The 22,497-nt window shown below is 48.9% G+C and carries 24 protein-coding genes; 23 read left to right on the top strand and 1 reads right to left on the bottom strand.

Annotation, left to right across the window (positions count from 1 at the left end; all coding sequences use genetic code 11):
• Positions 1–37: 37 nt before the first annotated feature.
• Complete coding sequence (locus tag AC0LWN_RS05070) at positions 38–466, bottom strand: organic hydroperoxide resistance protein (RefSeq protein ID WP_019910385.1); 429 nt, start codon at positions 464–466, stop codon at positions 38–40.
• A gap of 148 nt (positions 467–614) precedes the next feature.
• On the opposite strand from AC0LWN_RS05070, the gene AC0LWN_RS05065 reads away from it, so the two are divergent.
• The 23 genes from AC0LWN_RS05065 (at position 615) to AC0LWN_RS04955 (ending at position 22,462) form a co-directional block, all read left to right on the top strand.
• Positions 615–1,082: a MarR family winged helix-turn-helix transcriptional regulator gene (locus tag AC0LWN_RS05065; protein ID WP_474663461.1), complete on the top strand. Its 468-nt coding sequence runs from the start codon at positions 615–617 to the stop codon at positions 1,080–1,082.
• Positions 1,083–1,434: 352 nt separating this feature from the next.
• Complete coding sequence (sucC, locus tag AC0LWN_RS05060; RefSeq protein WP_458962652.1) at positions 1,435–2,592, top strand: ADP-forming succinate--CoA ligase subunit beta; 1,158 nt, start codon at positions 1,435–1,437, stop codon at positions 2,590–2,592.
• A gap of 66 nt (positions 2,593–2,658) precedes the next feature.
• Complete coding sequence (gene sucD / locus AC0LWN_RS05055) at positions 2,659–3,588, top strand: succinate--CoA ligase subunit alpha (protein WP_474663460.1); 930 nt, start codon at positions 2,659–2,661, stop codon at positions 3,586–3,588.
• Between the two features lie 197 nt (positions 3,589–3,785).
• Positions 3,786–4,904 (top strand): DNA-processing protein DprA, encoded by a 1,119-nt coding sequence (dprA, locus tag AC0LWN_RS05050; RefSeq protein WP_474663459.1) that lies wholly within the window; start codon positions 3,786–3,788, stop codon positions 4,902–4,904.
• 100 nt (positions 4,905–5,004) lie between these two features.
• Entirely contained in the window at positions 5,005–7,101 is a 2,097-nt protein-coding gene (gene topA, locus AC0LWN_RS05045) for a type I DNA topoisomerase (protein WP_474663458.1), read from the top strand.
• Positions 7,102–7,118: 17 nt separating this feature from the next.
• Positions 7,119–8,483 (top strand): FADH(2)-oxidizing methylenetetrahydrofolate--tRNA-(uracil(54)-C(5))-methyltransferase TrmFO, encoded by a 1,365-nt coding sequence (gene trmFO, locus AC0LWN_RS05040; protein ID WP_474663457.1) that lies wholly within the window; start codon positions 7,119–7,121, stop codon positions 8,481–8,483.
• A gap of 33 nt (positions 8,484–8,516) precedes the next feature.
• The gene (hslV, locus tag AC0LWN_RS05035; RefSeq protein ID WP_474663456.1) at positions 8,517–9,059 is read left to right on the top strand and encodes an ATP-dependent protease subunit HslV; all 543 of its coding nucleotides are present in this window, start codon (positions 8,517–8,519) and stop codon (positions 9,057–9,059) included.
• A 33-nt stretch (positions 9,060–9,092) separates the two neighbouring features.
• A complete protein-coding gene (gene hslU / locus AC0LWN_RS05030; RefSeq protein ID WP_474663455.1) occupies positions 9,093–10,493 on the top strand; it encodes an ATP-dependent protease ATPase subunit HslU in 1,401 nt (466 codons plus the stop codon).
• Between the two features lie 376 nt (positions 10,494–10,869).
• On the top strand, positions 10,870–11,277 hold the full coding sequence (flgB, locus tag AC0LWN_RS05025; protein WP_458962645.1) for a flagellar basal body rod protein FlgB: 408 nt from the start codon (positions 10,870–10,872) through the stop codon (positions 11,275–11,277).
• 7 nt (positions 11,278–11,284) lie between these two features.
• A complete protein-coding gene (flgC, locus tag AC0LWN_RS05020; protein WP_458962644.1) occupies positions 11,285–11,734 on the top strand; it encodes a flagellar basal body rod protein FlgC in 450 nt (149 codons plus the stop codon).
• A gap of 35 nt (positions 11,735–11,769) precedes the next feature.
• Entirely contained in the window at positions 11,770–12,078 is a 309-nt protein-coding gene (gene fliE / locus AC0LWN_RS05015) for a flagellar hook-basal body complex protein FliE (RefSeq protein WP_474663454.1), read from the top strand.
• Between the two features lie 34 nt (positions 12,079–12,112).
• A complete protein-coding gene (gene fliF / locus AC0LWN_RS05010) occupies positions 12,113–13,699 on the top strand; it encodes a flagellar basal-body MS-ring/collar protein FliF (RefSeq protein WP_474663453.1) in 1,587 nt (528 codons plus the stop codon).
• A gap of 4 nt (positions 13,700–13,703) precedes the next feature.
• Positions 13,704–14,723 (top strand): flagellar motor switch protein FliG, encoded by a 1,020-nt coding sequence (fliG, locus tag AC0LWN_RS05005; protein WP_474663452.1) that lies wholly within the window; start codon positions 13,704–13,706, stop codon positions 14,721–14,723.
• Entirely contained in the window at positions 14,716–15,567 is an 852-nt protein-coding gene (locus AC0LWN_RS05000; protein ID WP_474663451.1) for a FliH/SctL family protein, read from the top strand. The genes fliG and AC0LWN_RS05000 overlap by 8 nt, the downstream gene beginning before the upstream one ends.
• Entirely contained in the window at positions 15,560–16,873 is a 1,314-nt protein-coding gene (fliI, locus tag AC0LWN_RS04995; protein WP_019910403.1) for a flagellar protein export ATPase FliI, read from the top strand. The genes AC0LWN_RS05000 and fliI overlap by 8 nt, the downstream gene beginning before the upstream one ends.
• A 6-nt stretch (positions 16,874–16,879) precedes the next feature.
• Positions 16,880–17,323 (top strand): flagellar export protein FliJ, encoded by a 444-nt coding sequence (gene fliJ, locus AC0LWN_RS04990; protein ID WP_474663450.1) that lies wholly within the window; start codon positions 16,880–16,882, stop codon positions 17,321–17,323.
• A gap of 18 nt (positions 17,324–17,341) precedes the next feature.
• Complete coding sequence (locus AC0LWN_RS04985) at positions 17,342–18,298, top strand: magnesium transporter MgtE N-terminal domain-containing protein (RefSeq protein WP_474663449.1); 957 nt, start codon at positions 17,342–17,344, stop codon at positions 18,296–18,298.
• A 23-nt stretch (positions 18,299–18,321) separates the two neighbouring features.
• Positions 18,322–19,815 (top strand): flagellar hook-length control protein FliK, encoded by a 1,494-nt coding sequence (locus AC0LWN_RS04980; RefSeq protein ID WP_474663448.1) that lies wholly within the window; start codon positions 18,322–18,324, stop codon positions 19,813–19,815.
• 26 nt (positions 19,816–19,841) lie between these two features.
• Positions 19,842–20,333, top strand: coding sequence for a flagellar hook capping FlgD N-terminal domain-containing protein (locus AC0LWN_RS04975; protein WP_474663447.1), 492 nt, complete (start codon positions 19,842–19,844; stop codon positions 20,331–20,333).
• Positions 20,330–20,713: a TIGR02530 family flagellar biosynthesis protein gene (locus AC0LWN_RS04970; RefSeq protein WP_474663446.1), complete on the top strand. Its 384-nt coding sequence runs from the start codon at positions 20,330–20,332 to the stop codon at positions 20,711–20,713. Before AC0LWN_RS04975 ends, AC0LWN_RS04970 begins: the two co-directional genes overlap by 4 nt.
• Before the next feature lie 121 nt (positions 20,714–20,834).
• Positions 20,835–21,653, top strand: a complete 819-nt coding sequence (gene flgG, locus AC0LWN_RS04965; RefSeq protein WP_458962634.1) for a flagellar basal body rod protein FlgG — start codon at positions 20,835–20,837, stop codon at positions 21,651–21,653.
• Between the two features lie 120 nt (positions 21,654–21,773).
• On the top strand, positions 21,774–21,998 hold the full coding sequence (locus AC0LWN_RS04960; protein ID WP_019910412.1) for a flagellar FlbD family protein: 225 nt from the start codon (positions 21,774–21,776) through the stop codon (positions 21,996–21,998).
• Positions 21,995–22,462, top strand: a complete 468-nt coding sequence (locus AC0LWN_RS04955; RefSeq protein WP_458962633.1) for a flagellar basal body-associated FliL family protein — start codon at positions 21,995–21,997, stop codon at positions 22,460–22,462. Before AC0LWN_RS04960 ends, AC0LWN_RS04955 begins: the two co-directional genes overlap by 4 nt.
• The last annotated feature ends 35 nt before the right edge of the window (positions 22,463–22,497 follow it).

Here is a 22,497-nt window from a genome sequence, read left to right as displayed (position 1 = left end):
ACGGCTTGCATGCTTCTATGCAAATTCTAACCCTTGCTTACAGCACATTCAGCTCAACTTGAATATTGCCGCGGGTAGCCCGGGAATAAGGGCATGCTCCGTGAGCTGCTTCCACCAGTTGTGCAGCGGTTTCTTTGTCAACGCCTTTAACGAGAACATCAAGCCGCACGGCGATGCCGAATCCGCCGTCTTCAACTTTACCGAAGCTTACGGTAGCCGTAACTTCGCTGCCTTCGATTTTCACTTTACCCATACGGGCTACCATGTTAAGTGCGCTGTCGAAGCAAGCGGAGTAACCGGCTGCAAACAATTGTTCAGGGTTAGTGCCTTCGCCGCCGGCGCCGCCCATTTCCCGTGGAGTGCTTATAGTAAGGTTCAGCTTTGGACTTTCGGACTCGATATAACCGTTTCTGCCGCCAACGGCTTTAACCGTAGTTTCATACATTTTTTGTTGAATAGTCATCATAATAAAATCGCTCCCGTTCATTTCATAATGTATTGTACACAATTTAATTTAACACAATAAAAATAATAGTCAATATATTTTTTGCTATTAACATGATATTAGATTAGAATTGTGATAAACTAATGACATGAAGGCAGGTGAAGAAGATATGCAAGAAACAAATCATACAACTCCCGAGCTGTTGCTTGAGAATCAGCTTTGTTTTACCATTTATGCTTGTTCACGTGAGTTTACGAAGCTGTATCAGCCGCATTTGGACAAGATTGGATTAACGTATTCCCAGTATCTTGTAATGCTGGTGCTTTGGGAAAGACGGCAATGCACGGTTAAAGAGCTGGGCGAAGCGCTTTTTCTGGATTCGGGCACACTGACACCACTGCTGAAGCGGCTGCAAGCCGCCGGATTGATTGTGCGTGAGCGCTCTTTGCAGGATGAACGGAAGGTGCTGATATCATTGACTGAGCAGGGCTGGGCGCTTCGCAGTGAGGCAGCCTGTATTCCCGGCAGAATGGTGGAAGGCACGATGCTGTCTGCCGATGAATTTGTGGGCCTGCTTGGACAATTTAAGGGCCTGCTTGCCCGTGTTCATGAGGCTAACACCAATGCGTCGAAATAGCTTGTTCAGGTGATGTCAATGCAATCGTTCGCATTTCGGCATGAAATTTAGCGAAAATGTATGTATAAATCGTGAAAGTTTTTAAGGAAAGCGTTTTTAAAACATGTTACAATATTCTGGGTTTCACATGATGGCATCATGGCGGTTGCAGATATTTATCTGTAATTTAGCTTGGATGCCTACTTACGGAAGATTGTGCCGTTTTCGTGCAGAAGGCGGCACAGGTATTCTGTTTGTACCGGGATATTGTGCATTTCACCGGTCTGGACCCGGCTTTGGACAATCAAACGGAAAGCGGAATGGGAGCAGGCTGCCTGCTTATGCCACCGCAACACTTTAGGAGGCTTCCGGTATGAATATCCACGAGTATCAGGGAAAAGAAGTACTTAAGAAGTACGGCGTTGCCGTACCGAACGGAAAAGTAGCTTATTCAGTGGAGGAAGCGGTAGAAGCCGCAGCATCACTGGGTACACCGGTGGTAGTGGTCAAAGCGCAAATTCATGCGGGAGGACGAGGGAAAGCCGGAGGCGTGAAGGTTGCCAAGTCAAGTGATGAGGTGCGTGCCTACGCTGGAGAGATTCTCGGCAAAACGCTGGTTACCCATCAGACCGGACCCGAAGGCAAAGTAGTGAAGCGGCTGCTAATTGAAGAAGGCTGCCAGATTGTTAAGGAATACTATATCGGACTCGTTGTGGACCGTGGCACCGGCCGAGTTGTCATGATGGCATCGGAGGAAGGCGGGACGGAGATTGAAGAGGTTGCAGCGACACATCCGGAGAAGATTTTCAAGGAAATCATTGATCCGGCAGTAGGGCTGCAGACATTTCAGGCCCGGAAATTAGCGTACAGCATTGCTATTCCAACTGAACTGGTCAATAAAGCTGTCAAGTTCATGCAAGCGCTGTATTTGGCTTTTGTGGATAAAGATTGCTCTATTGCCGAGATTAATCCGCTTGTTGTGACAGCAGACGGAAATGTGATGGCGCTGGATGCCAAGCTGAATTTTGACTCCAACGCTTTATTCCGGCATAAGGATATTCAGGAGCTGCGCGATCTCGATGAAGAGGATGCCAAGGAGATTGAAGCGTCCAAATTTGATCTCAGCTACATCGCCTTGGACGGTAATATCGGCTGTATGGTGAACGGCGCCGGTCTGGCAATGGCTACTATGGATATTATTAAATATTACGGTGGAGAGCCGGCCAACTTCCTGGATGTAGGGGGCGGCGCGACGACCGAGAAGGTTACTGAAGCATTCAAAATTATTTTATCCGATGATAAGGTAAACGGGATATTTGTTAATATTTTTGGCGGAATTATGCGTTGTGATGTCATTGCCAGCGGAGTGGTGGAAGCGGCTAGACAACTTGGACTCACCAAACCGCTTGTTGTGCGCCTTGAAGGCACCAATGTAGCGCTTGGCAAACAGATTCTGGCCGGATCGGGACTAAATATCGTTGCAGCAGATTCCATGGCGGACGGGGCCCGTAAGATTGTTTCTCTTGTGTAATAATGGCTGGAAATAGAAGGCGCCAGTTCTCGTATTCGACAATTTAAGTGGGGATGTGACCAAGGCATGAGCATTCTTGTAGATAAAAATACGAAAGTCATCACGCAGGGAATTACGGGCTCAACGGGCTTATTTCATACTAAAGGGGCACTGGATTACGGAACGCAGATGGTTGGAGGGGTGACGCCGGGCAAGGGTGGAACCTCTGTTAATATCACGCTGGAGAACGGAAGCGAGGTCAGTCTGCCTGTATTCGATACCGTAGTCGCAGCCAAGGCGGCAACCGGCGCAACCGCCAGTGTCATTTATGTTCCGCCGGCCTTTGCCGCCGATTCGATCATGGAAGCGGTGGATGCAGAGCTGGAGCTGGTTATTTGCATTACCGAAGGAATTCCGGTGCTTGATATGGTGAAGGTCTCGCGGTACATGGAAGGGCGTTCCACTGTGCTGATCGGTCCCAACTGTCCGGGGGTTATAACGCCAGGAGAGTGCAAGATTGGCATTATGCCGGGATATATTCATATGCCCGGTTATGTAGGGGTTGTCTCCCGCAGCGGAACCTTGACCTATGAGGCGGTTCATCAGCTTACTGAGCGCGGCATCGGGCAATCCTCGGCCGTGGGTATTGGCGGCGACCCGGTTAAAGGCTCGGAATTTATCGACATTCTGAAGCTGTTCAATGAAGATCCGGGAACCAAAGCCGTCATTATGATCGGTGAGATTGGCGGCACGGCAGAAGAAGAAGCAGCTGTCTGGATCAAAGAGAATATGACAAAGCCTGTAGTCGGGTTTATAGGCGGGGTCACCGCGCCACCGGGCAAACGGATGGGGCATGCCGGGGCCATTATTTCGGGAGGAAAAGGTACGGCCAGCGAAAAGATTGCCGTGCTGGAATCCTGTGGCATCAAAGTGGCACCAACTCCTGCAGAAATGGGCTCTACGCTTGTGAGTGTCCTGGAAGAGCGCGGCATTCTGAATGCTTTTACTGCGCATTAATAATTGGAATACATTTGCGTCAATATCAGGTATAATCAACTTAAAGGTAAGCAACCTTTTATTCTCTAATGGGGATAAAAGGTTGCTTTTTTGGCGTCCAGGCATAACTCCATCTGGGATGTACTGCATAATCTTACATTTTTGCGTAGGTTTATTAACTAGGAAGGCTCATCCTTCCATTCAAAGGAGAGATAGACTTGGAAACACGCGACTTGCTGTTTGGGCTAAATGAAATCGAGGGAGTTGGATGGAAGACTATAGAAAAAATACACCAAGCGGGACTTTTGACGGAAAATGTATTTTCCTGTAGTTCAGAGGATTGGGAAAAGAGGGGGATAAACGCGAAAATAGCGGTAAAACTTGCTTGTAATTTTAATGAAGAATGGATTAATGCACGTCACCTTTTAATGAAGGAAAGCGGAGTAGCGATGGTGACTATTCTGGATGAAGGGTATCCTGAATTGTTGAAAGAAGCGCCCCAGCCACCTTGGGTGCTGTATTATCGCGGGCGTCTGGAGCTGGCATCCAGTCCTGCCATTGCTATGGTCGGTACCCGGGTGCCGACTGCCTATGGACGCAAGGTAGGCGAGCTGCTGGCGCAGGAGCTGAGTGCAGCAGGTTTTGCTGTAGTCAGCGGCTTGGCCCGGGGCATTGACAGTGTCTGTCATGAAGCTGCGCTGGGCAGCAAGGGCGGTACAATTGCGGTTGTTGCTACAGGGCTCGACAAGGTTTATCCGCCTGAGAACCGGGAGCTGGAGCTGCAGATTTCACGCGAGGGGCTTGTGCTTAGTGAATATCCGCTGGGTACCAAGAGCCATCCCGGCCTGTTCCCGCAGCGCAACCGGATTATCGCCGGACTGTCGCTCGGAACGCTTGTTGTCGAGGCTGACAGCCGCAGCGGATCGCTGATTACCGCCGATGCCGCACTTGAAGCTGGAAGAGATGTTTTTGCTGTACCCGGGCCAATAACATCTCCAAAGAGCCGGGGAGCGCTTGACCTGATTAAGCAAGGGGCAAAGCTGGTAACCGGCGCTGCCGATATTGTTGAAGAATACATATCCTACCTGCCCGCAACGCTCTCGGAACAAGGGGATGCAGCGGCTAATTTGCGTGAAGTCCAAGGGACGCCGACGGAAAAGAAATTGACAAGTGAGGAGTCTCACCTATACCATATACTGCATCAAGGCCCTTTTACACTGGATGAGCTGCTGGACAGAACGGGATGGGATTTTGGACATTTGCATTCAGTTCTGTTATCTTTAATCATAAAAAAAGCGGTATCACAATTACCAGGGGCAATCTATAAGGTAATTTAATATAGAAGTAACAGGGTTAAGCAATGCTTTCGATAGGGGTTTTGTCCGAAGACCATGTCAAACGAAGCATATGCTTACAAAATTTTAGGGGGAACAACCTATGGCGGATGCGTTAGTTATTGTCGAGTCGCCGGCAAAAGCGAAGACAATTGGTAAATATTTAGGCAGTAAATATATCGTAAAGGCTTCAATGGGACATATTCGGGATCTGCCGAAGAGCCAGATCGGTGTAGAGGTAGAGAATCATTTTAGTCCCAAATACATCACGATCCGCGGCAAGGGTTCTATTCTGAAGGAACTCAAGGACGCCAGCAAAAAAGTGAAAAAAGTATATCTGGCGGCTGACCCGGACCGCGAAGGAGAAGCAATCGCCTGGCATCTGGCGCATGCGCTGGAACTGGACAACACGCAGGAGTGCCGGGTGGTTTTTAATGAGATTACCAAGCAGGCTGTCAAGGATGCCTTCAAGACACCGCGCAAAATTAATATGGATCTCGTGAATGCCCAGCAGGCCCGCCGGATTCTGGATCGTCTGGTTGGCTACAAGATTAGCCCATTATTATGGAAGAAAGTGAAGAAGGGCTTGTCTGCCGGCCGGGTACAGTCCGTTGCCGTTAAGATTATCATGGACCGCGAGAATGAAATCTCTGCGTTTGTGCCAACTGAATATTGGAGTATTACGGCGAAGCTGGGTATCCGGGATTCAATTTTTGAAGCCAAGTTTCACAAGCTGAACGGCGAGAAGAAAGAGCTTGGCCAGGAAAGCGATGTTCAGGAAGTGCTTGAAGCGATCAAGAATGCTGCTTTTAAGGTAAGTGAGGTTAAAGAGAAGGAACGGCAGCGTCATCCCTCGGCGCCGTTTACGACTAGTTCCCTACAGCAGGAGGCGGCCCGTAAGCTTGGCTTCCGTGCAGCCAAGACGATGTCTGTGGCGCAGCAGCTCTATGAAGGTGTTGAGCTTGGAAAAGAAGGCACCGTCGGTTTGATTACCTATATGCGTACTGACTCTACACGACTGTCCACCACAGCGCAGGAAGAAGCCAAAGAACTGATCCTGGCCAAATACGGGGAGAAATTTGTTCCTGAAGCCCCTAGACAATATTCAAAAAAAGCTGCTGGAGCACAGGATGCGCATGAAGCTATTCGTCCCACCTCAGCACTTCGTGAACCTGAAATGGTCAAGGAGTTCATGAGCCGCGACCAATTCAGGCTGTATAAGCTGATCTGGGAGCGTTTTGTCTCCAGCCAAATGTCCTCGGCGCTCTTGGATACGCTCTCGGTAGATATAAATGCAGGAACTGCTGTATTCAGAGCTGTTGGTTCCAAGGTTTCCTTTCCGGGATTTATGAAGGTCTATGTGGAAGGCAATGATGATGGTACGACGGATGAGGAGAAGTTTTTGCCGCCGCTGAAGGCCGGAGACGACCTCGTTAAGCATGAAATCGACCCTAAGCAGCATTTTACCCAGCCGCCTCCACGCTATACGGAAGCACGGCTGGTGAAGACGCTGGAGGAGCTGGGCATAGGGCGGCCAAGTACATACGCCCCGACGCTGGAAACCATCCAGAAACGCGGCTATGTGGCGATTGAAGAAAAGAAATTTATGCCGACAGAGCTCGGAGAGCTGATCATAGAACAAATGGAACAGTTTTTCCCGGAGATTCTTGATGTGGAGTTTACCGCGCACATGGAAGGGGATCTTGACCATGTAGAGGAAGGCGCAGAGGATTGGGTCAAGGTACTCGCGGAATTCTATGAATCCTTTGAGAAGCGGCTTGTATTTGCTGAGGAAGAAATGAAAGAGATCGAGATTGAGGATGAAGTCTCGGATGAGCTGTGCGAGAAATGCGGCAAGCCTATGGTCTACAAGCTGGGGCGTTTCGGTAAGTTTCTGGCCTGCTCAGGGTTTCCGGATTGCCGCAACACAAAGCCGATTGTTAAGGACATCGGGGTGACCTGTCCGAAGTGCCATGAAGGGAAGGTTGTAGAACGCCGCAGCAAGAAGGGGCGTGTCTTCTATGGCTGTGATCAGTATCCGGGCTGTGACTTTGTCTCCTGGGACAGACCGTCGATTAAGCCGTGTCCGGTCTGCGGCTCCTGGATGGTTGAGAAGCGCAGCAAGCAGGGTACGAAGCTGCAATGTACTTCATGTGACCATACAGAGGCAGTTCTTGACAACGAAGAAATAGCAGAATAAACGCTCTACAGGAGGAAATGAAATTGACTGATATAGCTAAAGTTACAGTAATTGGGGCAGGTCTCGCCGGCAGCGAGGCGGCCTGGCAGATTGCTTCGCGGGGAGTGCCGGTCAGATTATATGAAATGAGGCCTGCCGTGAAGACGCCTGCACATCATACGGATCAGTTCGCCGAGCTGGTATGCAGCAACTCGCTGCGTGCCAACGGGCTTGGCAATGCTGTAGGCGTGCTGAAGGAGGAAATGCGCCGTCTGGATTCGCTGGTGCTGGGCGCAGCCGACCGTCATGCGGTTCCCGCTGGCGGGGCGCTTGCCGTTGACCGCGACGGATTCTCCGGTGAAATTACAACAACGCTGCATAATCATCCCCTTGTGGAAGTCATAAATGAAGAACTCACGCATATACCGGAGGAAGGGATTGTAGTTATTGCTACCGGCCCACTCACTTCACCAGCCTTGTCCGCAGAGATCAAGGGGCTGCTTGGCGAAGAGTATTTCTACTTCTATGATGCCGCCGCGCCGATAGTGGAGAAAGATACGATCGACATGAATAAAGTATATCTGGCCTCCCGGTATGATAAAGGAGAAGCGGCATATTTGAACTGTCCGATGACAGAGGAGGAATTTGACCGTTTTTACGATGCGCTTATTTCAGCGGAGACAGCCGCGCTCAAGGATTTTGAGAAAGAGATTTACTTTGAGGGCTGCATGCCGATTGAAATTATGATGAAGCGCGGCAAACAGACGGCTTTGTTCGGCCCGATGAAACCGGTAGGTCTACTAAACCCCCATACGGGCAAGCTGCCTTACGCGGTTGTGCAATTGCGTCAGGATAATGCTGCAGGAACTCTTTATAATCTGGTCGGCTTCCAGACGCATCTTAAATGGGGTGAACAGAAGCGGGTATTTTCGTTGATACCGGGACTTGAGAATGCCGAGTACGTCCGCTATGGCGTAATGCACCGCAATACATTTATTAACTCTCCGAAGCTTCTGCATCCCACCTATCAAATGAAGGGCCGGGAAAGGCTGTTTTTTGCCGGTCAGATGACCGGGGTCGAAGGATATGTTGAATCCGCGGCATCGGGGCTGATTGCAGGTGTGAATGCAGCGAGAGCGGCGCTTGGCAAGGAAATGCTGGTTTTTCCTGAGGATAGTGTGCTTGGCAGCATGCCGGCTTACATTACTTCTGCCGATCCAGACCATTTTCAGCCGATGAACGCCAATTTTGGCCTGCTGCCAAAGCTGGAGAAGAAAATCCGTAATAAAAAAGAAAAAAATGAACTGCTTGCACATCGCGCTTTGGACAGTCTCGCCAATTTTGCGGCCTCTACCGGTCTTGCTTATAAAGAGCCTGTGACCGCTGAGTCTGATCCATCTTAGGTTGCTAACAAAACTTTTGGGAGGATGCTTATTATGTTGCCAAGCTTTCATGCGACTACGATTTGTGCGGTAAGACATAACGGCCAGGCTGCGATAGCAGGGGACGGTCAGGTTACTTTCGGAGAAAGTGTCATTATGAAGACGACGGCCAGAAAGGTCCGCCGCCTGTATAGAGGACAAGTCATTGCGGGCTTTGCAGGTTCTGTTTCTGATGCGATCACGTTATTCGAGAAGTTCGAGGGCAAACTGGAGGAGCATCATGGCAATCTGCAGCGGGCTGCTGTCGAGCTAGCCAAGGATTGGCGGCAGGACCGTATCCTGCGCAAGCTGGAAGCACTGATGATTGTGATGGATAAGGAAGGCATGCTGCTGATTTCCGGCAATGGCGAGATTATTGAACCGGATGATGATGTGCTGGCGATTGGCTCGGGCGGCAACTTTGCCCTTGCTTCCGGACGGGCGCTCAAGCGTCATGCTCCAAGTATGAGTGCTGCAGAAATTGCCGGAGAGGCGCTGAAAATCGCTTCCGAGATATGCGTATATACCAATTCCAATATCATCGTTGAACAATTATAGGCACGGTGCCTCAGAAAAAGGGAGGAAGTCACAATGGTGAATCAATCGCTTACACCCCGACAAATCGTCGCAGAGCTTGATAAATATATCGTTGGCCAGAAGCAGGCCAAAAAATCGGTAGCTGTCGCACTCCGCAACCGGTATCGCCGCAGTCTGCTGTCTGAAGAGCTGAGGGATGAGGTTGTACCCAAGAATATTTTGATGATCGGACCGACCGGTGTCGGAAAAACCGAGATCGCCCGGCGTCTGGCAAAGCTGGTCAACGCTCCATTCATCAAGGTGGAAGCAACCAAGTTTACGGAGGTCGGTTATGTAGGGCGCGACGTGGAGTCGATGGTCCGCGATTTGGTCGAAACCTCGATTCGCATGGTAAAGCTGGAACGGACTGAAAAAGTAAAGGATCGTGCCGAAGAGCTGGCTAACGATCGCATTGTTTCTATCCTGGTGCCGGCATCCTCAAAGAACAAGTCACAGCGTAATCCTTTTGAAATGATCTTTGGCGGGAACAATGCAGGGGCGGAGGACACCAAGGAAGAGGCCGAGGACGGAAGTCTGAGCGAGCGCCGCCGCGGAGTCAAGTTCAAGCTGCTGGCAGGGCAGCTGGAGGACGACATCATTGAGATTGATGTTGAAGATACCGCCCCTACGATGCTGGATATGTTCGCTGGACAGGGCAATGACCAGATGGGTATGAACATGCAGGAAATGTTCGGTAGCCTCCTGCCGAAGCGGACTAAGAAGCGCAAGCTTCCGATCCGGGAAGCCCGTAAGGTGCTGATCCAGGACGAAGCGGCCAAGCTGATTGATATGGATGATGTGATCCAGGAATCGGTTGCCCGTGCCGAGCAGTCAGGCATCATTTTCATTGATGAGATCGACAAAGTGGCAAGCCAAGGCAAAGGCTCCGGCCCGGATGTATCCCGTGAGGGTGTTCAGCGCGATATTCTGCCGATTGTAGAGGGATCTACGGTAATGACTAAATATGGCCCTGTGAAGACGGACTACGTGCTATTCATCGCTGCAGGAGCGTTTCATATCGCTAAGCCTTCCGACCTCATTCCAGAGCTGCAGGGCCGGTTTCCGATCCGCGTGGAGCTGAGCAGTCTTTCGCTTGAGGATTTTGTCTCCATCCTTACTGAACCGGAGAACGCGCTCACCAAACAGTATGTCAATCTGCTGCAAACTGAGAATCTCGAAATCCAGTTTCAACAAGAGGCTATTTATGAAATTGCCCGGATAGCGGCCTCGGTGAATCAAAATATGGAGAATATTGGTGCGCGCCGTCTGCATACGATTTTGGAGAAGTTGCTGGAGGACCTGTCTTTTGAAGCGCCAGAGTTAACTTTGGATACAATGGTGATCACTCCGGAGTATGTTCGGGAAAAATTGGCAGGAATCGCCCAGAACCGCGATTTAAGCCAGTATATCCTATAGTGTGACAGCCATCAGAACTTCAAAATTAGGTAAATAGAATTAGTGGTATACCGTAATTCAGCGGATACGGAGCATAAAGTGTAATATACTGTTACACGATGACATAATTTGTAAATAAAAAGGAAGAAAATTGAAAAAACATGCTTTAAGCCCTCTCTTTTCAGAAAAGATAGGGCTTATTTCTTATTGTAATAATATACAAATTCTAAGAGAATCAATGTATGTGAGATTGACATAAAAACTGCCCACCGACAATTTTCGACCTTTTTTCGGCATATCAGGAAGTTTTTTAGCTTTTTCTGTCGAATCAAGCAGGAATTCGCAAAGAGTCTGTGGAATTCTTTTCATCACGATAGCTTTGGAGGAGGGATTAGCATTGGGTTTGTTGAACAGTGTCAGTTTTCAAAGATTACAAGGAGGCCTAGATGCCGCCAGCAAACGACAAAGTGTTTTGGCGAATAATGTAGCGAACGTCGACACTCCGAATTTCAAGCGCTCTTATGTTAATTTTGAGAGTATCCTTCAGCAACAGGAGAGCGGACTTAAGCCAACGCTTAATGCAAAGGTGACGGATTCTCGCCACTTTCAATTTGGCACCAGTACTATTGTACCAGCCGCAGTCGTCAGCACAGATGAAACCACGTCGATGAATAATAACGGCAACAATGTGGACATGGAACGGGAGCAGGCGCTAAGCGCCGAGAACCAACTGAGGCACGATTCATATGTAGAGCAGTTAAACAGCCAAATAACAATGATGCGTACTGTCGTTGAAGGGAGGTAGAGTGTAAATGAACTTTGGCAGCAGCTTTGGAATAAGCGCTTCGGCATTAACCGCCCAACGGCTCAGAATGGACGTAATCTCCTCCAATATCGCCAATGCGGAGACAACAAGAGCCTCTGTAGTTGACGGCAAAGCGGTACCTTACCGGCGAAAGCTGGTTGTGCTGGAAACGGCGAAGAACGATAGCTTTTCTGATGTACTTAGTTCCAAGATGAACGGCGGAGATGCCGCGGGAGTTAAGGTTCAGTCGATTATTGATGATTCATCTCCACTGAAGCCTGTGTATAATCCGAGTCATCCGGATGCGGATGCTAACGGATATGTGTACATGCCCAATGTGGATATGGCAAAAGAAATGGTGGACATGCTGTCGGCATCACGCTCCTTTGATGCGAATGTTACGATGCTGAACGCATCGAAGGCCATGGTAGTCAAGGCTCTCGAAATTGGACGATAGGACGATAAAATTACAACACACCGGGAGGGAAACAGTTGATACAGAATTTAAGTATTGGAGCCCAAGCCATTAAGCCGCTCGCTATGAAAACGTCAACTGCTGAAACTGCAACTGTTGATGGTTCTGGTCAAAGCTTTGGCGCATATCTGCAAGATGCTTTGAATCAAGTAGCTAATCAAGAACAGCAGGCGAAGGATATGAGTAATAAGTTTGTCCTGGGAGAGGCCAACCTCGAAGATACCATGATTTCTGCCTCACAGGCGTTGCTGAGTTTGCAGTTGACTACACAAGTCCGGAACAAAGTGATTGAAGCCTATCAGGAAATTATGAGAACTCAAATCTAAATAATCCTAGCTTAGTTTCGGATGGGGTGACACTGTGAATGAAAGATTTGCCCAGTACCGGGAGAAGCTTACCCAGTATTGGAACAGATTCAGCGGTAAACAGAAAATACTATTTTTCTCAACATTGTTTATCATCATACTCATTATTGTGGTTTTAACGATGCAGTTATCGAAGACGGAGTATGAAGTGGCATTTCAGGATTTGGACAGCACGGATTCAGCCGGAGTAATGACATATCTGGATTCGGCCGGTATTTCTTACCGCTTAAGTCCTGACGGCAAAAGCATCTCTGTACCAAGTACGGATGCCGCCCGAGTCAAAGTAGACATTGGTTCGAAGGGGATTGTGCAAGGCGGTTCCATCGGATACAAAGTATTCGACCAGTCTTCTTCGATGATCGGTACTACGGACAGCGAATTTAATGTTAAATACAACAATGCCTTGAATGGTGAAGTGGAGCAGTTGATGAGACGGATGCAGGGCGTCAAGGATGCCAAGGTTCTGGTCAATCTGCCCAAAGAAACGGTATTTGCATCACAACAGGATCAGGAGCAGGCTTCTGCTTCGGTAGTACTCACCTTTGATCCTGGCTTCAGACCTACTCAGGACAACATAGACGGTTACTTCAATCTAGTGAAGACGGCTGTTCCGAACTTGCCGATTGACAACATTACGATTGCTAACAATGAAATCGAATTAATGCCGACGGCTAAAGGCGGACAAGCCGGTGTATCGAGCCAGGTTGAAGAGAACTTCGCTCTGCAAAAGAAATTTGAAGAGGAAGTCAAGAAAAATGTGAAACAATTCCTTAGTACGCTCACAGGTCCGGATAAAGTGGATGTTCTTGTGTTCTCCAAACTTAATTTTGACAAAGAGAACCGCAAAGAAGATCTGGTCACACCGGTAGATGCGGAGAATATGAAAGGGATTGAGATCAGCTCGCAGATTATCAGCAATTCCTATTCTGGTCAGGGAAACACTACCGGGGGGGTTGCGGGTACAGGCTCGCAAGATGTTTCGGGTTATCCTTCGTCTACAGGCTCGGGCACTTCTACATCTGAGGAATCTTCGGAGACAAGAAACTATGAAGTGAATCGAATCACCAAGGATATTATTGCAAGTCCTTATACTGTTAAAGACTTAACCATAAATGTTGCAGTTGAACCACCTAATGGACAAACAACTTTAGATGCAACAACTTCAGCGGCAATTCAGAACATCTTGGTGAATATCGTACGCGCTTCTCTTGCAGATTCAGGTGTTACCTATACAGACGCAGATTTAACGAAAAAAGTTTCGGTATATTCGCAACAATTCGGAAGTACTGCTGCAAATGCCGCTTCAGGCGGACTTGCAACATGGATGATTTGGGCGATAGGGGCGGCCGCTTTGCTTGCTGGCGCAGGTGGTGGATACTTCATTTACCGCAGCCGCAAAAAGAAGGAAGAAGAAGTGGAAGAAGATATTCCACTACAGGTTCCTACAGAGTTCCCGTCTATCAACTTGGAGAGCGTAACGAACGAAAGCCAGGTTCGCAAACAACTGGAAAGTCTGGCCAAGAAGAAACCGGACGAATTCGTAAATCTGCTGCGTACATGGCTTGCAGACGAACAGAGGTGAACAAATGGCAAAAGCCACCCAGCAGCAGGTGCTTAGCGGCCGTCAAAAGGCGGCAATCCTGCTCATCACACTAGGGCCCGAGGTATCGGCGCAAATTTTTAAGCATTTAAGAGATGAGGAAATCGAGCAGTTGACTCTGGAAATCGCAAATGTCCGCAAGGTGGACAGCGCGGAGAAAGAGGCAATCATGTCAGAATTTCATCAGATCTGTCTCGCTCAGGAATATATATCCCAAGGCGGTATCAACTATGCCAAGGAGATTCTGGAGAAAGCGCTCGGTTCCAGCAAGGCGATGGAGGTTATCAATCGTCTGACAGCAACCTTGCAGGTTCGGCCTTTCGATTTTGCCCGGAAGGCTGATCCAAGTCAGATTCTGAACTTTATTCAAAATGAAAATGTACAGACCATTGCCCTCGTGCTGTCCTACCTGCAATTTGAACAGGCGGCTTCAATTCTCTCTTCGCTTCCGCAGGAGAAGCAGGCTGAGGTAGCCAGAAGAATTGCGATCATGGACAGTACTTCGCCGGAGGTTGTTACACAAATTGAACGGGTGCTGGAGCAGAAGCTGTCTGCAACTGTAACTCAGGATTATACAAATGCCGGCGGCATCGAGTCGATTGTGCAGATTCTGAATGGTGTTGACCGCGGTACGGAACGCACAATCTTGGATTCACTGGAAATTCAAGATCCCGAGCTGGCCGAAGAAATCAAGAAGCGGATGTTCGTATTCGAGGATATTGTCAATGTGGACAACCGTTCGATTCAGCGCATTATCCGCGATATCGAAAATGCCGATTTGCAGCTTGCGCTCAAAGTGGCGAGCGAAGAAGTGCGGGACGTTATCTTCCGCAATATGTCCAAACGGATGGCGGAAACCTTCCGCGAAGAAATGGAATACATGGGTCCGGTGCGGCTGCGTGATGTCGAGGAAGCTCAGACCCGCATCGTAGGCACGATCCGCAGACTCGAAGAATCAGGTGAAATAATCATCGCCCGTGGCGGAGGAGATGACATTATTGTCTAAGCTGATCAAACATTCTCAATATGTTCCGGTAGATGTTCTGAAACGGCTGGAACAAGCCAGGCAGCATGCTGGACTGACCGAGGAGCCTGCTGCTTCAGAGGAATCAGCGCATGAGGTGCATTATCAGGATACCGCCAGGGAAGAGGCGGAGCAGGCCCGCAAGCAAATGCTCAAGGATGCCCAGGAGTTTGCCGAAGATCAGGTCCGGAATGCGGCGCAGGAAGCTGAGAATATTGTGGAATCAGCACGGACAGAAGCCGAAGAATGGTGGCGGCAGCAACGGGAGCAGGATGAGCATCTTGTGGAGGCTCTCAAATCCGAGGCCTATCAGCAGGGATATCAAGAAGGATTGGCACAGGCTGAACAAGAAATGGCGTTGAAGCTGGCCGAGATGATGGAGGAAGCAAGCAATGTGCTTCAGGAAGCCTATCGGGCCAAAGATGTTATTATTCAGGAGGCCGAGCCATTTCTGGTAGAGCTAAGCTGTGATATTGCCGAGAAAATTGTGGACAAGCAGCTCACAATAGAGCCGCAATTCGCCATTGATTTGATCCGCAATAATCTTGCCCGCAAACGAGAACAAGGCTTGATTTCATTGTGTGTGTCACCGGGGCAATTCGCTTTTGTGAATGCAGCGAGAGAAGAATTAGCACTGGCGGTGGATTCACAGGCTGAGCTTCAGATACTGCCCGATTCAACCGTAAAGGATCTCGGCTGTGTAATCCGCTCTTCCTTTGGCAGCATTGATGCACGTATTGATACACAGCTTACGGAAATCAAGAAAGAGCTGGTAAGAATCGCACTGGATACTGATGAGCACAGAAATGGGGAAGACGATGCTTGACAGCAGACGATATAAAGAGCAATTGCGTAATTTCGACCCGGTAAGAATCAACGGGAAGGTTACACAAGTTATCGGGCTGATGGTTGAGTCGGAAGGGCCGGACGCCAGTATCGGAGACGTATGCTACATTTATCCGTCAAAAGGCAATAAGCCGCTCCAGGCTGAGGTTGTCGGCTTCCGTGACAATAAAGTGCTGCTGATGCCGCTTGGAGAACTGCAGGCAATTGGCCCAGGCTGTGATGTTGTAGGTACAGGTAAGCCGCTGAGCGTTCAAGTAGGATCGGAATTGTTGGGCAAGGTGCTCGACGGACTGGGCCAGCCGCTCGACGGCTCGCTAATCCCGGCGCGTATGCCGCATAGCTCTACCTTCAATATTCCATCCAACCCGCTGAACCGTCCGCGCGTGCATGAGCCGATCAGTATCGGGGTTAGGGCAATTGACGGGCTATTGACCATCGGAAAAGGACAACGCGTCGGCATATTTGCCGGGTCAGGTGTAGGCAAGAGTACGCTCATGGGGATGATTGCCCGCAATACGTCAGCCGACGTGAATGTGATTGCCCTGATCGGTGAACGGGGCAGAGAGGTACTGGATTTCATTGAACGCGATCTCGGGCCTGAAGGTCTGCAGCGTTCAGTGGTCGTGGTTGCTACTTCAGACCAGCCTGCACTCATTCGGATCAAAGGGGCGCTTATCGCTACAACAATTGCCGAATATTTTCGCGACCGGGGCTTAAACGTCATGCTGATGATGGATTCCGTTACCCGTTATGCCATGGCGCAGCGCGAGGTTGGGCTCGCCGTTGGTGAACCTCCCGCAATGAGAGGGTATACACCTTCCGTATTTGCCAGCCTGCCTAAGCTGCTTGAACGGGCCGGAACGGGACCTACCGGTTCTATAACCGCTTTTTATACAGTGTTGGTAGACGGTGACGATATGAACGAGCCGATTGCCGATGCGGTGCGGGGAATACTTGACGGACACATTGTGCTAAACCGGAGTATTGCCAACAAAGGGCATTTTCCCGCAATTGATGTGTTGTCCAGTATCAGCCGTGTCATGAAGGATATCGCTCCTGAGGAACAGATCGCCGCAGCCGAGAACGTGAAACGGCTAATGGCGGTGTACAAGGATTCTGAGGATTTGATCAACATTGGAGCCTACCAGAGAGGCTCTAATGCCCAGATCGACGAGTCCATGCATTATATTGATAGCATCTGGGATTTCACTAAGCAGAAGGTGAATGAAAAGGTCACGCTGGCCGAGGTTCAAGAGTCTCTAATTTCTCAGTTCTCAAGGAGTTGATTGATAGTGAGGTTCCATTATACTTTTCAAAAAGTGGTGGATTTGAAGGGTAATGAAAAAACACAGGCAGAGTGGATGCTCTCAAGCGCACTCGGAGAACTCCAAGCCCAGGAAAAAAGTCTTGATGAATTAATTGCTGGGCGTACTGCATTGATGCTGTCATTGCAACATGCGGCGGAACAAAAGACACCAATGTCGAAGCTTCGCGAGATGCAGGATTACGTAGATTATCTGGATCAATGTATTGCCCGCAAGCACTTGGATATCAGCCGGGCGCATCTGGAAGTGCAGCATAAGCAGAATCACCTTAGCACGAAGGTGCTTGATGAGAAGGTATGGCTGAAAGCCAGAGACAAGGCTCAGACCGCATTTCTGCAGAATATGAGTTTACGGGAACAAAACGAACTGGATGAGATGGCTACCGTCCGCTTCGCGATGAAATCCCTCTAACCCAGGAGGTTTCCGCTAGTGGCTAATAATGAAATGGATATTGAAAACGAAGGGTCAGCGAGCAAGTTTGAGCGGTTTCTATTTTTAATGATACCTATTATCTTTACTCTCGTGCTGCTTGGGGTATTGCTGACTCTTTTTAATATGGATATTCGAAAAAATGTCCTGGAGATTGCAAACAAGATTCCCATTGTGGAAAAATGGGTCCCTGACCCGCCGCAAGACGAAACGGGAGACACTTCGACTGATGCGAAAAAGAAAAGTGAAGAGCAGGCTGCAAGCTCTGAGACAACAATCAAGGAGCTGAAATCCCAGCTTGCAAAGCAGGCAGAGCAGCTCAGAAAAGCCTCTGAAGACAAAGCTGCCCAGGAAACGAAGTCGGATGCGCTTCAGAAGCAAATTGACGGGATGAAGGCAGAGGCTGCTGCGGCAGAGGCAAGCAAGAATGCGCAAACGGAAGATCCTTATGTGAAGCAGGTTACTGAATTAGCCAAGCTGTACTCGGGGATGAAAGCTTCCAAAGCTGCGCCGATTATGGAGAATTTGACCACGGATGAAATGGTGCAAATCTTCAGTGTCATGAATAATGCGAGCAAAACGGCGATATTGGAAAAGATGGACCCTAAAAAAGCTGCCGATGTCTCGGTTAAGCTAAAGGAAACCACCAATTCGACCGATATGGCTATTGCAGCCCTGCAATCCAGGCTCAAGCAAGAGGCTGCTGCGGCTTCACCAACTCCTGCAGCATCAACCGGCACCCTGGACTTAGCAAAGGTCAGCCAGACATTTACGACCATGCCTGCGGCCGACGCCGCTTCACTGCTCGATTCCATGTATAAGGTCAGCCCGGACAGGGTTGTTAAGATTTTGAATAACGTAAGCGACAGTGTCCGCTCCTCTATTCTTGGAGAGATGACGAAGAAAGACAGCGCCCAGACCGCTAAAGTCGTAAATCGGCTGATGGGCGGTAAATGACACTTGAAAGGAGGTGAAAAATAATGAGTTTAGTTGCTCAATCCTTAATTAGCGGTAAAACACCGGTGACAACTGGAACTGCAACGGGTACGCAGGCGGCTGCTGCTGCCGGTACAGCAGCAACTGTAATGCCTTTCGCCCAAACCCTTGTGCAAAGCATGGTAGGGACAGAAACAAAGGGTGCTGAGACTCCTCTTCTGGGCAACCTGGCCTCATTGCTGCAAGGACTGCTGAACGCCGTGCAAGCAACGGGGGAAGAAGCGGGAAAAGCAGATACAGCCAAGAATGCCGATCCTTTGCAAGGACTTGTGGAGAATATTGAGAAGCTTGACGAAAGCATCAGCAGCGATCCTGCTTTGCTGTCTGCACTTCAAGGATGGCTTGTCCAGGTATCTGCATTGCTATCCGGCAACACTCAGGCTGGTGCGATATCTGTGGAGAACGGCGGCGAGACAAAATCGGCTTTAGCGGCGTTATCTCCTCTCGCACAAAACCCGGAGACACTGCGGTTTGCCGTTCAGGACGAGCTTAACAGTCTAGTGGGACTGGTTCAGCAAGCGGTAGCTAGTGGAGATGAAAAAACAGCTTCCACAGGCATCACCTTGCTGAATAATTTCACAGCAATTTTGGCGGAAACCCAGGCTCCCCAGAGCAAGCCTAAAGCTAACACAACTGGCAACGCCGAAGCTTCAGCAGTATCACTGAAACCAGTTTCTACTACTGAAATGAAGAATGACACCCAAGTAAAAGCGCCTGTTATACCGGAAGCTCGTCCGGGTGTTACCATTGCTGCAAAGACTGAGAACGCCAAACCTGTAAATGTTGTTGTACCCGTAACGGATGATGCAGGAACAGAAACCAACAACACTCCGGTAGTTAAGGGTGCGGGAGCGGTAGAAGCCCCAACAACCAAGGAGACTGCAGAAGCATTACCTGAAGTAAAGACTGCCGCAGGCGATCATGAAATCGTAACTGCAGGCCAGTTGTCCTTGCGTGGCGGAATCACTGCACCCCTAAAGGCAGAGGCAGCTCCAGTACCGGTTCATAAGTTCGCTCATGAGATGACATCGTTTATTACAGGTAAACTTGAGATCGTTCAAAAAGGCGGAGTGGCTGAGGCTACTATCTCACTCTTCCCTGAGAACCTTGGACAGGTTGATGTAAAAATCACAATGCAAAACGGTCATTTGGTTGCCCAGTTCTTGACTGAACATGCCGGAGCCAAGGATATGCTGGAGCAGCAGATGAATCAGCTTAGATCGGCTTTGCAGTCCCAAGGACTTCAAGTGGAGAAGCTGGAGGTTACACAGAACAATACGCCGCTCCAATCGCAATTTAATGGACAGCAGGGACGCGGGTCCGGATTTGGCGGACAGCAGCAGGAAAGACGCTCCAAAGAACGCAGCGAGGAGAACAGTGACGCGGTAGTTGCTGCAGAGCTTAATGGGGAATGGAAAGAATGGGTAGCTAACGCCCAGCAGGATACCCGCTCACAAGGCTTCTCTGCTAAGGTGTAATCCAAAAATAAGTGAGGTGAAATGATATGGCAGAAACACCCCTAGTATCAACGAAGGATCAATGGAATTACACAGTACCCGATAGTACCAAAAAGACGGTAGGCAGTTCTGTCTTGGGTAAGGATCAATTTTTGAAGATCTTGATGGTCCAGATGCAGAATCAGGATCCGACGCAGCCGTTGGAGGATAAGGAACTTATTGCCCAAATGGCCCAATTTACTTCGGTAGAGCAGCTGACGAATATTTCAACACAGCTAACTGCAATGAGCCAGTCGCTTGGTTCGGTATCCAGCCTAATCGGCAAAAATATCACATGGACTGATAAAGCTACAAATCAGCCGAAATCAGGCAATGTGGAGTCCATCGTGGTGAGCAAAGATGTACAGTACGCAGTTGTGGGCAAAGAAAAAATTGAAATAACCAACATCTCACAAATTCAGAACGCTGCACCGGAAGCCACTCCAGTTAGTGACAGCAAATCTTCTGGGAATGACGGGGAGAGCGGGGCGGCACTATGAGTGAAAGGCTGACTATCGGCCAATTGTATCCCTCGAGTGTGCACCCTTCTACGCTGCAAAGGCCACAGGTTTCCAAGAATCCTGTGAATACTGAAGTTTCGTTTGAAAGCTTGCTGCAGAAGAATTTGCTGAAGATCAGCAATCATGCGGCAAAACGCTTGGAGCAAAGAGGGATAGAACTTGGCAGCCGCCAATTGGATCAGATTTCGTCCGCAGTGGACAAAGCAGCGGCTAAAGGAAGTAAAGAATCATTGATTTTAATGAAGGATATGGCGTTAATTGTGAGTGTGCCAAACCGTACAGTAGTTACAGCTATGGACGGAAGCTCGATGAAGGATAATGTATTCACGCAAATTGACAGTGCAGTAATTATTTCATAAACCGGCCGGTCCTTACGGAGAGCCGGATGACCGCTGACCGACTGACGCGGACATAGCTCGAGATTTATTGTAATTCAAATTTGGAGTCCAAAGACTTCATAATCCGGGAGGAATTCGATTAATGCTTAAATCAATGTATGCAGGCGTTTCAGGTATGCGCGGTTTCCAGACAAAGCTGGACGTTATCGGCAACAACATCGCAAACGTTAATACCGTTGGCTTCAAATCTGGACGCGTTATGTTTAAAGACATCATGAGCCAGACTGTATCCGGAGTTACTGCTCCGGTGGATGGAGGTCAAGGCGGGGTAAACGCCAAGCAGATCGGACTTGGTGTAACTGTTGGTTCGGTAGATACAATGCATTTGCAGGGCAGCCCTATGACCACTAACAATCCTACCGACCTGCGTATTGATGGAGATGGCTTCTTTCTGGTCAAGCTCTCGGATGCCCAGGAGACACCTTTTCTGACGCGTGCCGGGGATTTCCATATGGATGCCAGCCGTAATCTTCTTACTTCTGATGGGCTGCACGTGGTGGATTCTACTGGACAGCCTATCCAGTTGGAAGATACGGTAACAGCATTCTCTATTTCTAGCGATGGCACGATTATACAGACAATGGCTGATGGAACCACAACCCCAGGTGTACAAATTGGTGTAGCCAAAGTCACCAACCCGCAAGGTCTGGAAAAAATCGGCGGAAATCTCTACCGGATGACGCTTAATGCCAACACTGATGGTGAGCTTAACCCAACAACAGCCAATAATACAGCGGATGGCACTGGCGCTATTGTATCGGGTCAGCTCGAAATGTCAAATGTCGATCTGACAAATGAATTCACAGAAATGATTGTTTCCCAGCGCGGGTTTCAGGCCAACTCCCGTATTATTACGACTTCTGATGAAGTGCTGCAAGAGGTCGTTAACCTCAAACGTTAATTTTTTAAGCCAAAATCATAAACTCGCTGTATAATAAAAAGGTTTCGCCTATGAATGGCTTTGTTATTGCGCTATCGTGGGGGAGAACTCCTCCCCCTATTTTTTGTTAGGAGGCCTGTTATGATTGCGGTAACTAGATTGAATGGGGCACCGATGTTTCTGAATGCCCTGCTGGTAGAAATGGTAGAGGAAAGTCCGGATACGTACATCACATTAGTAACTGGTAAAAGACTGATCGTGCTGGAAAAGGCCGATGAAGTCATCCGCAAGATCCGAGATTATAACAGGGACATAGGCACATATGCTGCCACCATTAAAGTCCAGTCTATGGAGGAGCTTTCATGAAAAAGATGCTGCCGTGGCTCATTACGATTTTATTGGCGATTACACTCATCGTAGTAGCTGCATTTTTATTAATGGATAAAATCTTTCCGAGCAATACGAATGATGTGACTGCTGCTGTCCAGAATGTGGAAGCCAAGAAGCTCAGCGCTGATGAAATTGTTGCAATGACAGCAGAAATTACCGACATCAAAACTAATCTTGCCGACCCCGATTACATCCTTTCAGTAGACATCGCGTTCCAATTGGATACAGCGAAGTCCAAGGAGGAATTCGAAAAGATAAAAGCTATTAAGATCACGCCGCTTATTATCAAGGCGATTGCCGATACCAAGCCTGAGGAATTGAATGGGGCGAACGGCAAAGATCAATTCAGCAGTAAGCTAGTGAATATTTTAAATAAGAATTTGACCGAAGGCACTATAACCCAGATCGAATTCACTAAATTCATTTTGGCTTCCATTTAGCTGCTGGCGGGTTAATTCTTTGATAGGGGGGTGAT

The organism is Paenibacillus sp. sgz302115 (assembly GCF_056120445.1).
The sequence above is the reverse complement of the archived record's forward strand: the minus strand, read 5'-3'. Positions and strand labels throughout refer to the sequence as shown.

What these genes read in the sequence shown, in the direction of transcription:
- sucC (WP_458962652.1), top strand. Translation starts at nt 1,435, where the DNA reads ATGAATATCCACGAGTATCAGGGAAAAGAAGTACTTAAGAAGTACGGC.
- hslU (WP_474663455.1), top strand. Translation starts at nt 9,093, where the DNA reads ATGGTGAATCAATCGCTTACACCCCGACAAATCGTCGCAGAGCTTGAT.
- topA (WP_474663458.1), top strand. Translation starts at nt 5,005, where the DNA reads ATGGCGGATGCGTTAGTTATTGTCGAGTCGCCGGCAAAAGCGAAGACA.
- AC0LWN_RS04970 (WP_474663446.1), top strand. Translation starts at nt 20,330, where the DNA reads ATGAGTGAAAGGCTGACTATCGGCCAATTGTATCCCTCGAGTGTGCAC.
- flgC (WP_458962644.1), top strand. Translation starts at nt 11,285, where the DNA reads ATGAACTTTGGCAGCAGCTTTGGAATAAGCGCTTCGGCATTAACCGCC.
- fliG (WP_474663452.1), top strand. Translation starts at nt 13,704, where the DNA reads ATGGCAAAAGCCACCCAGCAGCAGGTGCTTAGCGGCCGTCAAAAGGCG.
- AC0LWN_RS04980 (WP_474663448.1), top strand. Translation starts at nt 18,322, where the DNA reads ATGAGTTTAGTTGCTCAATCCTTAATTAGCGGTAAAACACCGGTGACA.
- trmFO (WP_474663457.1), top strand. Translation starts at nt 7,119, where the DNA reads ATGAAATTGACTGATATAGCTAAAGTTACAGTAATTGGGGCAGGTCTC.
- hslV (WP_474663456.1), top strand. Translation starts at nt 8,517, where the DNA reads ATGTTGCCAAGCTTTCATGCGACTACGATTTGTGCGGTAAGACATAAC.
- AC0LWN_RS04955 (WP_458962633.1), top strand. Translation starts at nt 21,995, where the DNA reads ATGAAAAAGATGCTGCCGTGGCTCATTACGATTTTATTGGCGATTACA.
- AC0LWN_RS04975 (WP_474663447.1), top strand. Translation starts at nt 19,842, where the DNA reads ATGGCAGAAACACCCCTAGTATCAACGAAGGATCAATGGAATTACACA.
- fliI (WP_019910403.1), top strand. Translation starts at nt 15,560, where the DNA reads ATGCTTGACAGCAGACGATATAAAGAGCAATTGCGTAATTTCGACCCG.
- AC0LWN_RS05070 (WP_019910385.1), bottom strand. Translation starts at nt 466, where the DNA reads ATGATGACTATTCAACAAAAAATGTATGAAACTACGGTTAAAGCCGTT.
- flgG (WP_458962634.1), top strand. Translation starts at nt 20,835, where the DNA reads ATGCTTAAATCAATGTATGCAGGCGTTTCAGGTATGCGCGGTTTCCAG.
- AC0LWN_RS05065 (WP_474663461.1), top strand. Translation starts at nt 615, where the DNA reads ATGCAAGAAACAAATCATACAACTCCCGAGCTGTTGCTTGAGAATCAG.
- sucD (WP_474663460.1), top strand. Translation starts at nt 2,659, where the DNA reads ATGAGCATTCTTGTAGATAAAAATACGAAAGTCATCACGCAGGGAATT.
- AC0LWN_RS04960 (WP_019910412.1), top strand. Translation starts at nt 21,774, where the DNA reads ATGATTGCGGTAACTAGATTGAATGGGGCACCGATGTTTCTGAATGCC.